Source organism: Naasia sp. (assembly GCF_025465545.1).
Lineage (GTDB): Bacteria > Actinomycetota > Actinomycetes > Actinomycetales > Microbacteriaceae > Naasia.
This window is the reverse complement of sequence record NZ_JAODMK010000012.1, coordinates 1-15,162: the sequence shown is the minus strand read 5'-3', so window position 1 is coordinate 15,162 and position 15,162 is coordinate 1. Positions and strand designations below refer to the sequence as shown.

Annotated in this window: 14 protein-coding genes; 3 read left to right on the top strand and 11 right to left on the bottom strand. The window is 69.1% G+C overall.

Annotation, left to right across the window (positions count from 1 at the left end):
• The 6 genes from JWR33_RS03610 to JWR33_RS03585 form a co-directional block, all read right to left on the bottom strand.
• The gene (locus JWR33_RS03610; RefSeq protein ID WP_297409547.1) at window positions 1–1,215 is read right to left on the bottom strand and encodes a polysaccharide pyruvyl transferase family protein; all 1,215 of its coding nucleotides are present in this window, start codon (window positions 1,213–1,215) and stop codon (window positions 1–3) included.
• 186 nt (window positions 1,216–1,401) lie between these two features.
• The gene (locus JWR33_RS03605; protein ID WP_297409545.1) at window positions 1,402–2,907 is read right to left on the bottom strand and encodes a sugar transferase; all 1,506 of its coding nucleotides are present in this window, start codon (window positions 2,905–2,907) and stop codon (window positions 1,402–1,404) included.
• 155 nt (window positions 2,908–3,062) lie between these two features.
• The gene (locus JWR33_RS03600) at window positions 3,063–4,466 is read right to left on the bottom strand and encodes a bifunctional dTDP-4-dehydrorhamnose 3,5-epimerase family protein/NAD(P)-dependent oxidoreductase (RefSeq protein WP_297409543.1); all 1,404 of its coding nucleotides are present in this window, start codon (window positions 4,464–4,466) and stop codon (window positions 3,063–3,065) included.
• Window positions 4,466–5,464 carry a dTDP-glucose 4,6-dehydratase gene (rfbB, locus tag JWR33_RS03595; protein ID WP_297409541.1) on the bottom strand — a complete coding sequence of 333 codons (999 nt, stop codon included), beginning with the start codon at window positions 5,462–5,464 and terminating at the stop codon, window positions 4,466–4,468. Before rfbB ends, JWR33_RS03600 begins: the two co-directional genes overlap by 1 nt.
• Complete coding sequence (rfbA, locus tag JWR33_RS03590; protein WP_297409539.1) at window positions 5,464–6,339, bottom strand: glucose-1-phosphate thymidylyltransferase RfbA; 876 nt, start codon at window positions 6,337–6,339, stop codon at window positions 5,464–5,466. The genes rfbB and rfbA overlap by 1 nt, the downstream gene beginning before the upstream one ends.
• Window positions 6,340–6,407: 68 nt before the next feature.
• Entirely contained in the window at window positions 6,408–7,943 is a 1,536-nt protein-coding gene (locus JWR33_RS03585) for a hypothetical protein (RefSeq protein ID WP_297409537.1), read from the bottom strand.
• Between the two features lie 240 nt (window positions 7,944–8,183).
• On the opposite strand from JWR33_RS03585, the gene JWR33_RS03580 reads away from it, so the two are divergent.
• Window positions 8,184–9,455 (top strand): O-antigen ligase family protein, encoded by a 1,272-nt coding sequence (locus JWR33_RS03580; RefSeq protein ID WP_297409535.1) that lies wholly within the window; start codon window positions 8,184–8,186, stop codon window positions 9,453–9,455.
• Window positions 9,456–9,480: 25 nt separating this feature from the next.
• On the opposite strand, the gene JWR33_RS03575 is transcribed toward JWR33_RS03580, so the two are convergent.
• Window positions 9,481–10,152 (bottom strand): GDSL-type esterase/lipase family protein, encoded by a 672-nt coding sequence (locus JWR33_RS03575; RefSeq protein WP_297409533.1) that lies wholly within the window; start codon window positions 10,150–10,152, stop codon window positions 9,481–9,483.
• Window positions 10,153–10,254: 102 nt separating this feature from the next.
• On the opposite strand from JWR33_RS03575, the gene JWR33_RS03570 reads away from it, so the two are divergent.
• Window positions 10,255–11,538, top strand: a complete 1,284-nt coding sequence (locus JWR33_RS03570; RefSeq protein ID WP_297409531.1) for an acyltransferase — start codon at window positions 10,255–10,257, stop codon at window positions 11,536–11,538.
• Here JWR33_RS03570 and JWR33_RS03565 read toward each other — a convergent pair.
• Entirely contained in the window at window positions 11,517–12,287 is a 771-nt protein-coding gene (locus tag JWR33_RS03565) for an ABC transporter ATP-binding protein (RefSeq protein WP_297409529.1), read from the bottom strand. The two genes, JWR33_RS03570 and JWR33_RS03565, sit on opposite strands and share 22 nt — an antisense overlap.
• Window positions 12,280–13,134 carry an ABC transporter permease gene (locus JWR33_RS03560; RefSeq protein WP_297409528.1) on the bottom strand — a complete coding sequence of 285 codons (855 nt, stop codon included), beginning with the start codon at window positions 13,132–13,134 and terminating at the stop codon, window positions 12,280–12,282. The genes JWR33_RS03565 and JWR33_RS03560 overlap by 8 nt, the downstream gene beginning before the upstream one ends.
• Window positions 13,135–13,290: 156 nt before the next feature.
• Here JWR33_RS03560 and JWR33_RS03555 point away from each other — a divergent pair, with 156 nt between their 5' ends.
• A complete protein-coding gene (locus JWR33_RS03555; protein WP_297409526.1) occupies window positions 13,291–14,688 on the top strand; it encodes a bifunctional cytidylyltransferase/SDR family oxidoreductase in 1,398 nt (465 codons plus the stop codon).
• A gap of 39 nt (window positions 14,689–14,727) precedes the next feature.
• Here JWR33_RS03555 and JWR33_RS03550 read toward each other — a convergent pair whose 3' ends face one another.
• Complete coding sequence (locus JWR33_RS03550; protein ID WP_297409525.1) at window positions 14,728–14,964, bottom strand: DUF6752 domain-containing protein; 237 nt, start codon at window positions 14,962–14,964, stop codon at window positions 14,728–14,730.
• Window positions 14,965–14,973: 9 nt separating this feature from the next.
• The coding region (locus JWR33_RS03545; RefSeq protein ID WP_297409523.1) for a hypothetical protein at window positions 14,974–15,162 on the bottom strand (189 nt) is incomplete at its 5' end.

The following is a 15,162-nucleotide window of genomic DNA, read 5'->3' as shown; positions in this document are numbered from 1 at the left end:
CTAGGGAAGCCAGTTCCGGGGCACCGCCAGCGCCGCCGCGACGCCACCTGCCAGTTCGCGCCTCAGCGCCGCCCCTGTGTCGCGCGCCGTGTGGACGAGGGAGGCGAGCGAGTCGTCCGAGAAGGCGTCGGTCCAGCGCGTCACGTACCTCTCCATCCCGTACCACTCGAACTGCCCGCAGAACTTGTCCAGGTAGTCGAGCCCGATGGTCGGCACCCCGGAGCTCAAAGACGCGACAGCGGCGTGCATGCGCGCCGAAACCACCAGCTCGGTGGTCGCGAGAACCGCCTTCGCCTCGGGGGCGGATCGGGGCAGCACCGCCAGCACGTTCCTGTCGGCGAGCGAGGACTCCACCCGGGCGATCAGGTGGGGGTCACCCGGCCGCGGGCGCACGTCGTGAGCCAGGAGGATGACGAAGTACCCGGCGTCGAGCAGCACTCGGGCGCAGGCGCGGAAGTAGGCGACGTCGTCACCAGCCCGCCCCCCGGCCAGCCCGGCCAGATGGCGATTCGGCACCAGGGCGGCAACAGGCAGCTGGTTCTCGTTTCGCCGCCGCACCAGGGCGAGGAAGTCCCGCACCTGCTGCGAGACCAGGGGACGAAGGAGGATCGCGACATCGGGCGCGCTGTCCACCTCACGCCCCGGGGCGGTCTTCCTCAAGCGCGACGCGGAGAGGCGATCCCTGGCCACGAGCCGGACGCGGGGGTCGAGGCTGCGGATCAGCCGGGCGATCCCCGGCGGGACCGTCTCCCGCATGCTGAAGTTGACCAGGGACGCGACGCCGCCCGCACGTGCCGCGAGGTTGAGTGCTGAGATGCGCACCGAGACCCCTCTCACACCGTACGCGCCGTCCATGGAGTCGGCCCCGATCATGATGATGCCCCCGGGGGCAGCCTCTGCGAGGTGGCGCGGGCGCCACACCGTCCCCCCCAGCGCCAGACGCCCCGTCTCGCTGTAGGTCGGCCGCTCCGTCACGGCCGCCCACGGTGCCGCGGGGCCCGGCGCAAGCAGGTTCCAGGTGTGCCCGCCCCTCTCCAGCTCCTCCTCCGCGCCCGCAACGAGCGCCTGATCGCCGAGCGAGCCGAACTCGCCCGTGATCACCAGACCCAGTGCAGCGTCCCTGTGAGCCGCCCGGGGCGCACGAGGGCCGCGCACGGACTGCGCGTGGATGGCAGCAGACGCAGCCACCGCGGTGGCGGTGCGAACGAACCCCACGCCTACTCCTGTCCTGCCGTCGAGGGCCGGTAGCCCGATGAGCGCGGACTCTGCAGAGGACCGCTGAACGGTCCGCCGCGACCAGCGCGCAGGCGAAGCGCCGACGCGGGACAGGAGACCGAACCCTTCGATCCTATGGGCGCGGAGCAACCGGACCGTCCGCAGGCGCAGGGAGACGAACGAGGCTCAGTAGGCTCCGCGATTCAGAACCACGGCGCCGACGGTGCGGACGAGGAGGATCAAATCGTTGGCGAGCGACCAGTTCTCCACGTAGTAGAGGTCGAGCCGCACTCCCTCGTCCCAGGAGAGGTCCGACCGGCCGCTGATCTGCCAGGGTCCGGTGATTCCGGGCTTCACGAGCAGCCGCCGGCGCACGGTGGGCTCGTACTTCGCCGCCTCCTCCACCAGGGGCGGCCGCGGACCCACCATCGACATCTCGCCCGCGAGCACGTTGAACAGCTGCGGCAGCTCGTCCATGCTGTAGCGCCGCATCCACCGGCCCACCCGCGTCACGCGCGGATCGTCCTTCATCTTGAACAGCGGGCCCGCGGCCTCGTTGCTGTCTTCGAGCTCCTTGCGGCGCTCCTCCGCGTCGACGCCCATCGAACGGAACTTGTGCATCCGGAAGACCCGGCCGTTCAGTCCGACGCGCTCCTGGTGGAAGAAGATGGGCCCTCGACTGTCGGCGGCTACGAGCAGCGCGAGCACGAGCAGCACCGGCGACAGCAGCGTGACGGCGATCGCAGCCGCGGACCAGTCGAAGACCGCCTTCAGCACGCGCTTCCACCCCTCGTAGCGCGGCACTTCCACATGCAGGACGGGGAGGCCCGCAACGGGCCGGGTGTGGATCCGTGGGCCGGCGATCGCGGTGAGTGCGGGAGCGACGGCCACATCGATCCCCGATGCCTCCAGCGACCAGCTGATGTTGCGAACCACGCTCGGCGGCAGATGGTCGGAGCTGGTGAGCATGACGATATCGACGCCGAGCGACTTCGCCACGTCGGCCACGTCATCGAGCTCCCCGACCACGGGGATACCGTGCACCTTTTTGGGCATCTGCCCGTCCGCCGGTTCCGCGAGGCAGGCGGCGACCGGAAGGTAGCCGGCTGCGGGGAATCGCTTGAACTGCTCGAGCAGGTAGCCGACGCTGGTGCCGGAGCCGACCACGAGCACGGAGGATGAGGACCGGCCCGCGACCCGCTCGCGCACCAGCTTCTGCCGCCATGCCCAGCGCGAGAGGACGAGCAGGACCACCCCGAGCGGGAAGGCGGTGATCACGTAGCCGCGGGCCGGCTCGAAGCGGAAGAGGAGGGCGACGATGGCTGCCACTCCGAACAGGAGCATGCCGGCGTCGAGCACCCGCTTGTACTCCATCGGCCCGATCCCGATCACGCGCGGGTCTCTCGTGTCGTAGACGACCAGGACGACCAGCCAGCCGGCGACGAGGACGAGGGACACCAGCCAGTAGTTGGGCTCGAACGGTGCGCTGCCGCCGTTGATCCGCAGCCTCTGGCTGTCAACGCCGAACCACAGCAACTGCGATCCGAGGATGGTGGCGAGGATCACGAGCAGATCGGTGGCGAGCAACCGGCGGGCGTACTGGCGCGTCCAGCCCGGCTGGCGCGGCGAAGCGGGCGGAGCGATCTCCTGGATTCCTCGCCCGCCGGCGGGCGTCGCGCGTGAAACTCTCACGTAGCCAGGCCCTCCGGCCACCGTTTGTCCAATGAGGCCGGTGGCGCCGCCCCAGGGAGAACTCCCCCGCCCCAGCCTAAGGGCGCCTTGGGCGACGGGACGCAATCGCCTCCCGCGGGCCGGGTGTCGGTTGCGTCAAGCGAACGTGGCTCGTCTCAGGGCGCGGACAGGTACGCGCGCAGCGCCTCGTCCGCGTCCCGCGGAGTGAACCCGGTCGCCTGCAGCTTCGCCAGGTCGAGCGTGCTGCAGAGCGGCCGCGGAGCGGCGCTCTTTCCGCGAAAGTACTCCTCGGTGCTCACCCCGGTCACGGCCTTCGGATCCGAACCGGTCAGTTCGAAGACCCGTGCGGCGATCTGCGCCCACGACTGGGGTTCGCCCCCGTTGGAGAGGTTGTATGTGCCGTAGCCGGCGCCGGTCGACAGCAGATGGGAGATGCCGGCGGCGATGTCGTCTGCGAAGGTGAGCCGGCCCACCTGGTCGTCCACGACGGAGGGCGAGGTTCCGCGCCCGGCGAGCGAGGCCATCGTGCGGACGAAGTTGACGCCATCGCCGATCACCCAGCTGGTGCGCACGATGTAGTGCCGCGGCACGGTCGCGACCAGCGCGTCCCCCGCCGCCTTCGTCTGGCCGTAGACGCCGAGCGGCGTGAACGGCTCGTCCTCCGGATGCGGGTCCTGGGTTCCGTCGAAGACGTAGTCGCTCGAGACGTGCACGAGGGTCAGGGCGTTCTCGGCGGCGGCGCGGGCGAGGTGACCGACTCCGGTCACGTTGGCCGCCCAGGCGTCCGCGCGTCCCCTCTCCGTCTCGGCGACGTCGACCTTCGTATAGGCGGCCGCGTTGATCACCGTGGAATAGTCGCTCCAGCGGACGCGCGCATACGACCTCGGGTCCGCCAGATCGAACTCAGCCCGGGTGCGGAAGTCCGCTGCGGGAAGCGCGCGCCGCAGCGCCAGCCCCAGCTGGCCGCCGGCGCCGAGCACGAGGATGCGCCGCGGCGCCATGGGCGTCACGTCCGCCAGCCTCGGATGGGCCCGGTCCTTGTCGGAGAGCTCCGCATCGGCAAGGGGCACGGGCCACGCCACGCCGACCGTCTCGTCCGCAAGGTTCAGGAAGGTGTACTGCGCCTGCCCGTCTGCGCTCCAGTGGTCGTTGACCAGGTAGCTGTAGACGGTGTCAGGCTCGAGGGTCTGGAAGGCGTTGCCCACGCCACGGGGCACGAAGACCGCGGACGAGGCGTCGAGCTCGGCGGTCACGACCTCCCCGAACGACTCTCCGTCGCGCAGGTCCACCCAGGCGCCGAAGATGCGTCCGGCACCGACCGAGACGAGCTTGTCCCACGGTTCCGCATGGATCCCCCGGGTGGTGCCGACCTTCTCATTGAACGACACGTTGTTCTGCACCGGCCGGAAGTCGGGCAGGCCGAGGCCGACCATCTTGGCCCGCTGCCAGTTCTCCTTGAACCAGCCGCGGGCGTCGCCGTGCACCGGCAGATCGAGTACGAGCAGCCCAGGGATGCGCGTCTCGTGCACCGACAGCTGCTTGCCGTACTCGATCGGCACTACTGCCCCTTCGCGGCGTAGAAGGCCTCGGTGGCGTCCTTGCTGGGCGCCCACCAGGCCTCATTGCTCGCGTACCAGTCGATGGTGGCTCGCAACCCGGCCTCGAAGTCGCGGTACTTGGGCGTCCAGCCCAGCTCGCGGCGCAGCTTGCTGGAGTCGATCGCGTACCGCAGATCGTGGCCGGCACGGTCCGTGACGTGCTCGTAGTCGTCGGCGGGCTTGCCGAGGATCGTGAGAATCAGCTCCACCACGTCCTTGTTGCTCTTCTCGCCGTCGGCGCCGATCAGGTAGGTCTCGCCGATCCGGCCCTTCGCGAGGATGGTGAGGACCGCCGAGGAGTGGTCATTGGCGTGGATCCAGTCGCGCACGTTCTGGCCCGCGCCGTAGAGGCGGGGACGCTGCCCGCGCAGGACATTCGTGATCTGGCGGGGGATGAACTTCTCGACGTGCTGGTACGGGCCGTAGTTGTTGGAGCAGTTGGAGATCGTGGCCTGCAGGCCGAAGGAGCGGACCCATGCGCGGACGAGGAGGTCGCTGCCCGCCTTGGTGGAGGAGTAGGGGCTCGACGGGTTGTACGGCGTCGACTCCGTGAAGCGTGCAGGATCGTCGAGCTCGAGGTCGCCGTAGACCTCGTCGGTGGAGATGTGGTGGTAGCGGGTGCCGTGCCTGCGGACCGCCTCCAGGAGCGTGTAGGTGCCGACGATGTTGGTGTCGAGGAACGGCCGCGGGTCGTCGAGAGAGTTGTCGTTGTGCGACTCCGCCGCGAAGTGCACGACCGCGTCGGTTCGGGAGACCAGGTCGTCGACGAGCGGAGCATCGGTGATGTCGCCCTGCACGAAGGTGACGCGCTCGGCGGGCAGCCCCTCGAGCGAGGCCAGGTTGCCGGCGTAGGTCAGCTTGTCCAGCACGACGACCGAGTGGTCTGTGGTGTCGATCACGTGGTGCACGAAATTGGAGCCGATGAACCCGGCTCCGCCGGTGACGAGCAGTTCGGCCATCAGTGCTCCTTGCCTCTCGCGAGCAGACCCAGCAGATAGCTTCCGTAGCCGGACTTGGCCAGGGCCTCCCCGCGCTCGCGCAGCTCGTCGTCGGTGAGGAATCCCTGTCGCCAGGCGATCTCTTCAGGGGCACCGATCTTGAGCCCCTGGCGGCGCTCGATGGTGCGCACGTACTCGCTCGCGTCGGTCATCGAGTCGAACGTGCCGGTGTCGAGCCACGCGGTGCCGCGCGGCAGCACCTCGACCCGGAGCTTGCCCCTCGAGAGGTACTCGGAGTTGACGTCGGTGATCTCGTACTCGCCGCGCGCGGAAGGCGCCAGGCCGGCGGCGATTCCGAGAACGTCGTTGTCGTAGAAGTAGAGGCCGGGAACCGCGTAGTTGCTCTTCGGGTTCGCGGGCTTCTCCTCGAGGCTCAGCGCCCTGCCCTCGTCGTCGAACTCCACGACGCCGTAAGCCGTGGGATCGGCCACCCAGTACGCGAAGACAGCTCCCCCGTCGATGTGCTTGAACCGGCGCAGCTGCGAGCCGAGGCCGGAGCCGTAGAAGATGTTGTCGCCCAGCACGAGCGCGACCGAGTCGGAACCGACGAAGCCGGCACCGATCACGAAGGCCTGAGCGAGGCCGTTCGGGTCCTGCTGCACCGCGAACGAGATGGAGACACCGAACTGCGAGCCGTCGCCGAGCAGGCGCTCGAAAGCCGCCGCGTCATGCGGCGTCGTGATGATGAGGATGTCCCGGATGCCGGCAGACAGCAGTGTCGACAGCGGGTAGTAGATCATCGGCTTGTCGTAGATGGGGACGAGCTGCTTGGACACCCCCAGGGTGATGGGGTGCAGTCGGCTTCCAGTGCCGCCAGCCAGGATGATGCCACGCATGCACCCACCCTGGCCCACTCGGGCCGTTGCGCGCAAAGTCCCCGAGGAGGGGGAACGGCCCGGGCCGACTAGATCGACGAGTCGGCCGGGACCTCGACCGGACGATCACGGCGGCCCTCGGCGTGCGCGAGGCGACCCCGGCCGAGCCACGGACCCTCCGGCTGGTCGGCCAGGAGGACGATCCCGATGATGAAGACGCTCGCCACCTGCGGACCGAACATCGACTCGGCGATCAGTGAACTCGCGCTCCAGGCCGCGAGGAGAGCGATGCTGCGGACACCCCACGCGTTGCCCATCCTCACCAGGAGGTAGAGGAAGAGCACAGCGCCGACGATTCCGATCTGGAACGCCATCGCTCCGATGCCGCTCTCCCCGCCGCTCTCCAGCCAGCCGGGCTCCTCCGCGAAGGCTCCCGGGTTGGGCAGATTCTGCGAGAGGTTGCCGCCGTTTCCGAGCCCGAACCCCAGAGGATGAGAAATAGCCCGGGAGACCCCCTCGATGAGGCCGGTCATGTGCACGGTGGTGCTGTCGCCGCCGATGAGCTTCGCGGGATCGGTGAACAGCACCGGGAGCGCGGACAGGCCACGCAGGAGCACGATGTAGGAGACCACGGCCAGGAACGAGACGAGCCAGGTCAGCGGCGTGACGAGAGCCCGCCAGCCGCCTCGGATGAGCTTGAGGAGGAGCGCGGCAAAGATGAACGCCAGGATCATCAGCAGGCCGTTCTTCGCGCTCGCGGCCAGGATCACCACACCGTCCGCCACGAGCGCGGCCGCGCACCAGAGCCGCTCACGCCTGCTCAGTCGATCGGCTGCCGCGAGCAGACAGACGGCGAGGCCCGCGGCCATATATCCCGCGTTGACCGGCTCCAGGATGAAGCCTCCCACCCGGCCCACCTCGACTCCGAGCACGTAGGTGGTCGTGGAAAGCGAGCTGAGGGCTCCGATGTCCTCAGCGTGGAAGAAGCTCCGCCAGGCGGTCGTGCCGACGGCCGTCTCGATGACCGAGCCGAGCAGCAGGAACGCGCTGAGCGCCCCGGAGAGACGGAAGGCGAGGCGGAGGCGCTCCGCGGCGGGGACACGCTCGAACGCGGCGACGAGGGCGATCATCAGCAGCACCGGGAGGAGGAAGTTGCGACCGTAGGCGAGGGTCGCGGGGATGAACGCACGGAGGCTGACCATGACGCTCAACACGAACAGCACCACAGCGATCAGGAGCGCCCGACGGGGCAGGAGGTACCGCCAGATCGCCGGCGCCGTGACGACGACCATCCCGAGCGCGGCAGCGGTCTTCATCTCAGTGACCTCCAGGCCGGCTCCGCCACCGAAAACCGCCAGCCAGAGCCCGACCGCCGCGCCCTGGAAGCAGGCGAGCGCAAGCCAGAAGACCAGGAATACCCTGATCCGCCAGAGCGCGAGGAGGGCGGAGATCACGGCCACCGCGACCAGCACCAGGTAGCCGGGGATCGTGGAGTCCGTCAGGGAGATCAGCGCAGTGGAGACGCCGTAGAGCAGGAATGCGACGACGACCGCTGCCGCCTCCGGCAACCAGGAGCGCCGCTCCGGTGCGGCTGCTCGGTCGGCAACGGCTGACGAAGTGATCACTCGGCATCCCAATCTGCTGGGGGCGGCCTCGACTCCGTTTTCGCCCGCGCCGTGAAAGAACGGGTTGAGCCTATGCGCAGGACCGCCCCGTTCCCGGCAGTTCAGTCGCCGAGCCGCGGTGAGCGGGCGCGCGGTCGCGATCGATCGGCCGTCTCGAGTCGCCGCAACGCTCCTGCTCCCCTGCGCCCCACCCTGCGCCTCCTGGCCGGGCTGCTCTGAACGTGCCGGTACCGTAGGCCCATGAGCGAGGCGACGCGCAGGCTGCGGCTCCCCGCGCCCCTGGTGGCAGCCGCCGCATCGCCGCAGTTCGCCTCGGCGGTGACGGTCTCGGCGATCGCGACCGTGATGCTCGGCTTCGCCGTCCGCAGCACGATGGGCTGGGCCGGCTACATCGCCGCGGTGGCCACCCTCGTCGTGCTGCAGACGGCGGTGCTCGTGGGGCGGCGCGGGCGGCTCGAGTGGCGCGGGCTCCTGCCCATCTCCCTGCTCGTATTCGTCGGCTGGTGCGCCGCGTCGATCCTCTGGAGTCAGTACCAGTGGTCGACGGTGGGCGGAGTGGCCCTGCAGCTCGCCCTCGCCTTCCTCGCGGTGGGCACGGCGCTCACCCGCGACCTCATCCAGGTGGTGCGCGCCTTCGGGGACGTCTTCCGGGCCGTGCTCGGCCTCTCCCTCGTGGTCGAGGTGCTCTCCGGCGTGCTCCTCGACACGCCCTTCCCGTTCCTCGGCGTCCAGGGACGAGTGGGGCTCGGGGGACCCATCCAGGGCGTGCTCGGCTCCCGCAACATGCTCGGCCTCGTGGCGCTCCTCGCCGCGGTCACCTTCGCGATCGAGTACGCGACCCGGTCGGTCCCCCGCGTGGTCGCGGCCACCTCGCTCGTCGCCGCCGGCGCGATGGTGTTCCTCTCCCGCTCGCCGGTGACCGCGGGGGTGCTGATCGTCGCGGGCATCGCCACGGTCGGCCTGCTCGGCCTGCGGCGAGTGCGCGCGGAGAGCAGACGGTACTACCAGGCCGGACTGCTGGTGCTGTCCCTCGCGCTCGCAGTCGTCGCCTACCTCGGGCGCAACCGTCTCATCGAGAGCCTCAACGCGGGCACCGAGTTCGAGACCCGCTACCGGCTCTGGCACAGCGTGCTGAACTTCATCCCTCTGCATCCGCTCGAGGGGTTCGGCTGGGTGGGCTACTGGCGCCGGAACCTCGCGCCGTTCTTCGCGATCGGCTCACGGTCCACCGGGGAGTCCGCCCTCAACGCCTTCCTCGACGTGTGGTTCCAGACGGGCCTCATCGGCCTGGTCGCGTTCCTCGCGCTGGTGCTGCTCGCGCTCGTGCGGGCCTGGCTCACCGCGTCCAACCGCCGCAGCGTCGTGCACCTCTGGCCCGCGCTCGTCCTCGTCGTGCTGGTCGCGACGGCGGCCGCCGAGAGCGCGCTGCTCGTCGAGTACTCCTGGTTCACCCTCGTGGTCTGCACGGTGAAGGCCGCCCAAGAGCTGAGCTGGCGGCGCGCGCTCGAGTGAGCGGTGCGGGGAGAGCGGGACCCGCTCAGCCGCGTGCGTGTGACGCCTCCCGGCTGACGACCTGGGTGATGACCTCACCCACCTTGGCGTAGGTGGTGAGAGTGCCATGGGTGCCGTCGGGTGAGGCGCCGGCCTTCCAGCCGTCGCCGTCCCGCTCCGGGATCCACGGGTCGACCCAGCTCCAGCCTCGCTCCTGTGCCAACTGCTGAAGGTGCTCGTTGAGCCTCGTGGCCCGCTCGGGGGCAGGCAGGGAAGGGGGAATGGCACAGAGCACGACCACTCCGACGCTCGCCTTCTCGCTGACCTTCTCGATGTTCGCCACCGTGTCCTCCGGGTCGACCCCCTGCAGCACGTCGTTGGTGCCCGCCATGATGACCAGCGCATCCGCGACGAACGGACGCAGGTTCGCCGCCATCGCCCCGGTCTCCGCCGCATCCCGGCGCCAGCCTCCGGCGAGGACGATGTCCGGCCCCAGGTACTCCACCCAGGACCCAGGATCCTGAGGCAGGCTGTCGGTGCCGCTTCCCACCGAGAGGGAGTCGCCGACGACGCCGACACTGATGCGCGCGCTGGCGGTGGACGCCGGCGTGACGGTCGGCAGCGGCGCCGCGACAGTCCCGGCCGCGCAGCCGGCGACGACGAACACCGCGACGATCAGGAGCAACCCCGCGGCGGCGTGACGCTGGCCGGTTCGCATGCGGCCACGCTAGGCGATGGAGCGAGGCCGGTCCTCCGGTTTACCTGTGCGACGGGGGCGCGGGGGCCGATGCCGCGCCGCGATGTCGGCCAGAATGCTTCAGTGCGCCTCTTTCGAACCGGTGTTGCGAGGGCTGGGGCCGCAAAGCCTTCCGGCGGGCGGATCGGGCGGCTCCGATCCCTTGACGGCCTGCGCGGGGTCGCCGCCGTCGTCGTCGTCCTGCATCACTCGCTCCTGACGGCCCCCACCCTCGCGGACGCGTACTTCACGCCGGGTCAGAATCAGCCGGTCCTCTCCCCCGCCTGGCTCCTGTCCTACACGCCGCTCCACCTCTTCTGGGCGGGAGGAGAAGCGGTCTTCCTCTTCTTCGTGCTGAGCGGCATGGTGCTCGTGCTGCCCGTGCTGCAGAACGCCCGGTTCGACTGGTTCAGCTACTACCCGCGCCGCGTGGTGCGGCTCTACGGCCCGGTCGCCGGGGCGGTAGCGCTCGGCCTGCTCACCTTCCTGATCGTGCCCCGCTTCGACGACCGCGAGCTCGGCGACTGGGTCATCGCCCGGCCTGACTCCTACGACCTCCACCGGGTCCTGAAGGACCTGGTGCTGATCAACGGCACGTCGGGGGCGGTGAGTCCGCTCTGGTCCCTCAAATGGGAAGTCCTGTTCTCGCTGCTGCTCCCGCTCTACGCGCTCTTCGCGATGGTCGGTCGCCGTTTCGTGGCGGTCAAGGCGGCTGTGCTGCTGGCGATGCTCCTGATCGGCCAGTTCTACTCCGAGGCGGTCTTCTACCTGACCATGTTCGCGATCGGAGGTCTGCTCGCAGCGCACTGGCGCGATCTGGCGGGTTCGCTGTCCCGGTTCGCCGGGGCGCACCGCTGGTTCTGGCCCCTCGCGCTCGTGTCCGGCCTCCTCCTGACATCGGTGCGGTGGCTCGCCGTGGGATTCGGGCTTCCCGACCACGTTGCCGGCAAGCAGATCTGGATCGCCGTGGTCGGGGTCACACTGCTGGTGCTCTGCGCCGGCATGTGGCCGCCGCTCGTGCGTGCGCTGGAGTCACGGCTCGCACAGTGGCTCGGCGTGCTCTCGTTCAGCCTGTACTTGGTGCACGAGCCGATCGTGCTCGCAACCCGATTCGCGTTCGCCCGGCTCGACGTGCCCTCCCCCGTCTCGATGCTCGTCGCCATCCCGATCGCGTTCGGGGTCGCTGTGCTGTTCTCGAAGCTCGTCGAGAAGCCGTTCCACGCCTTCTCCCGGATCGCGGGACGCCGAGCCGAGGCGCTGCTGCTGGCTGCACTGCAGGAGGACCGAGAGCTCGCGCTACGGGACGCGAGGACTGCACGACACCCGGCCGGGCAGCAGCCGGGAGATCAGCCGCGCGAGTTCTCCTGATACGCGTCGGTGACCTCTCTCGGATCGCCGTTCATGCGGAGCACGCCCTTCTCGATCCAGATCACCCGGGTGCAGCTGTCGAGGATCGACTTGATCGAGTGGCTCACGTGCATGACGGTGCCCGCCGATGCTCGCATCTCGCGGATGCGCTCCTCGCTCTTCTGCCGGAAGCCGCGATCGCCCACCGCGAGCGCCTCGTCGACGAGCAGCAGCGCGTGGTCCTTGGACGCCGCGATCGCGAATCTCAGACGCGCGGACATGCCGGCCGAGTAGGTGCGCATCGGCAGATCGATGAACTCCTCCAACTCGGCGAACTTCACGATGCCGTCGAAGCGCTCCCGGATCTCCTGTGGCGTGAAGCCGAGGGCCAGCCCTCCGAGGCGGACGTTCTTGTCGCCCGAGAGCTCGTTGAGGAGCGCCGCGTTCACGCCGAGCAGCGCGGGACGCGCCTCCGCGTAGACGACGCCGGACGTGGCGGGGGTGAGCCCAGCGATGGTGCGAAGCAGAGTCGACTTGCCGGAGCCGTTGCTGCCGATGACGCCGACGCTCTCACCCTCGAATGCGGTGAAGGTGATCCCCTTGAGGGCGTGCACTTCACGGAGCCCCTTGTGGCCGCGTGAGATGAGGCCGCCCTCGCTGCCCGCCGCCGGCTTGCCGGAGGCGAAGGTCCGGTACTTCACGTGGAGGTCGTCCACGATGATCGTGGGCCTGCGGCCCTCCTCGAGCATCGCCCGCTCGAGTTCATTCACGCCCGTACCTCGACTCCGCCTGCCAGAAGAAGAGGACCCCGAACAGGAAGACGAGGATGGACCAGATGGCGGCGTACGCCCAGAGATCCGGCTGGTGGTCGATCCCGGGAATCAGCGCCTCACGGGAGAGGTGGATGAACTCGTATGCCGGGTTGAGCCTCGCAATGGCGAGCACGGTGGGATAGGGCTGCAACACCTGGTCGATCTGGAAGAACACCCCGCTCGAGTAGAAGAGGAGCCGGTTGACGAAGGGGATCACCTGCTGGATGTCCCGCAGGTGGACGCTCAGCCGGGCGGCGATCATGGCCACGCCGCCGTTGAACAGGGTCATGAGCGCCATCACCGGGAAGATCATCAGCCAGCTCACGGTGATGGGCACCTGGAAGACCAGCAGCAGGCCGGCGAGCACCACCAGGATGGGCCCGAGCTTGTAGATCTGCTTGAACAGCGCCGAGACAGGCAGCAGGATGCGCGGGAAGCTCAGGCTGCGCACGAGCTTCTCGTTGCTCGTGATGGCTTTCGAGCCGTCCGAGAGGCTCTGTGAGAAGTACTCGAAGATGAAGACGCCGACGAGCAGGAACGGCACGAAGTCGGGCGGCCGGTTGCTGCCGAGCAGGAGCCCGAACACCACTCCGTAGACCACCGCGTTGAGCAGCGGACGGATGACCACCCAGGCGATGCCGAGCCGATTGCGCTCGTTCTCGGACTGGATCCGGTAGTTCGCGAGGGTGATCGCGAACGAGCGACGCCGCCACGTTTCAGCGAGGTAGCTCCCGAGCCCGGGCCGCGCCCCGACGGGGGCGAGCCCGAAGCGGTCCGCGAGGGCGGCCAAGTCCGGATTCGTCACACACCGCTCCTCGTCGTAGTGCAGTCGGCCGCGGGCGCTTTCGCCGCCGACCCGACCGCCAACGATAACAGCAGGCACGCGGCATCCCGCGGCGGCGGCGCCCACAGAAGGCCGCCCGCGTAGACTTCCGTGCGACCAGATTGGACAGAGCAGTCGATGACCGTTGATGCCCCTCAGACCCTCCGCACCGTCGTCGTCGTCCTCGCCGGAGGTGTGGGCGTCCGCGCCGGCCTCGGCATGCCCAAGCAGCTTGCGCGCATCGCGGGCAAGCCGATCATCGAGCACACCATCGCGGCGATCGACAGCTCCCCGGATGTCGACGAGATCATCGTGATGATGGAGCCGCACCACATGGAGCCGGTGCGCAAGCTGATCGCCGACGGGAGCTATCCCAAGCTGACCAACGTGTACGAGGGGGGGACGACCCGCAACGACACGACTCAGCTCGCGCTGGAGAAGCTGGGCGACGAGGAGCTGAAGGTGCTCTTCCATGACGCTGTGCGCCCGTTCGTGTCGCACCAGATCCTTCGCGACTGCATCGATGCCCTGGACGAATACGGGGCGGTGGACACCGCCATCCCGTCGGCGGACACGATCATCGAGGTGCGCGAGGAGAACGTCATCGTGGACGTTCCGCCGCGGAGCAAGCTGCGGCGCGGTCAGACCCCGCAGGGGTTCCGGCTCTCGACCATCCGCCGGGCGTATGAGAAGGCGTCGGCGGACCCCGGCTTCACCGCGACCGACGACTGCACCGTGGTGCTCCGCTATGCGCCCAACGTGCCGATCGCGGTCGTGCCCGGCTCCGACGAGAACATGAAGATCACCGAGGCGATCGACGTGTTCATCGCGGACAAGCTCTTCCAGCTGAAGACCGCCGATCCGGCCGGCTACAGCGCGGAGGCCCGGGAGGAAGCCCTCGAGGCGAAGACTCTCGTGGTCTTCGGCGGCAGCGATGGCATCGGCCGCGGCATCTCCGAGGCCGCCGAGCGCTACGGCGCAGTGGTCTTCCCGTTCAGCCGCTCCACCACCGGCACGCACATCCAGGAGCGCGACGATGTCGTCGCCGCGCTCAAGTTGGCGTTCGAGGCGACGGGCCGGATCGACTACGTCGTCAACGCGGCGGGCGTGCTCGAGATGGGCAACCTGGAGGACTTCTCGCATGAGGCGGTCCGCAACACGATCGACATCAACCTGATGGGGCCGATCATCATCGCCCAGGAGTCCCTCCCCTATCTGAAGGAGAGCAAAGGCCAGCTCCTCTTCTTCACCTCGAGCTCCTACACCCGGGGCCGAGCCAACTACGGCATGTACTCGGCGACGAAGGCGGCGACGGTCAACCTGACCCAGTCGCTCGCCGAGGAGTGGGCCGACTACGGCATCCGGGTGAACTGCATCAACCCGGAGCGCACCAAGACGACGATGCGGCTGCAGGCCTTCGGCGAGGAGCCGGAAGGCACGCTGCTGAGCGCGGAGCAGGTGGCTCTGGCGTCCATCGACACCCTCATCTCCGGCACGACCGGGCAGATCGTCGACGTCCGCCGGCGGACCTCCTAGGCAGACAGCCCTTCCCGCGCGGCCCAGGCCGGGAACCGCTCAGGAAGTGCGGTCGCGCTCGAGACGCTCGAAGACGAGGTCGTAGAGCTCAGCCACGCGGCGGCTGTCGGCCCGGAGCTCGTCGATCTCCTTGCGGAGCTCCTTCACCTCGTTCTCGTAGGCGAGCACCCGCTCCATCATCCCGCCCGACTCCTCGCCGGCGTGCACGAGGAACTTGACCACCTCTGCCGTGCGAGGGGCGATGCGGTAGAGGATGCGGCCGAGGAAGTTCTCCATGTCGAGTCCCTATTCTCCGGCCCGCCGGGGCCTGATCAGTACGGTCGCGGTGCTGCGGATCCCGAAGTCGGTGCTCCGCCGTCCCCTGCGCAGCACCTCGACCTCGAGGTCCTGTGCGGCGGCCTCCCGCCGGAGCCCGGCGAGGGGCAGGTGCCAGGTCTCGGGATTGTCTCCCCTGTACCAGCGCACCGAGTAGTC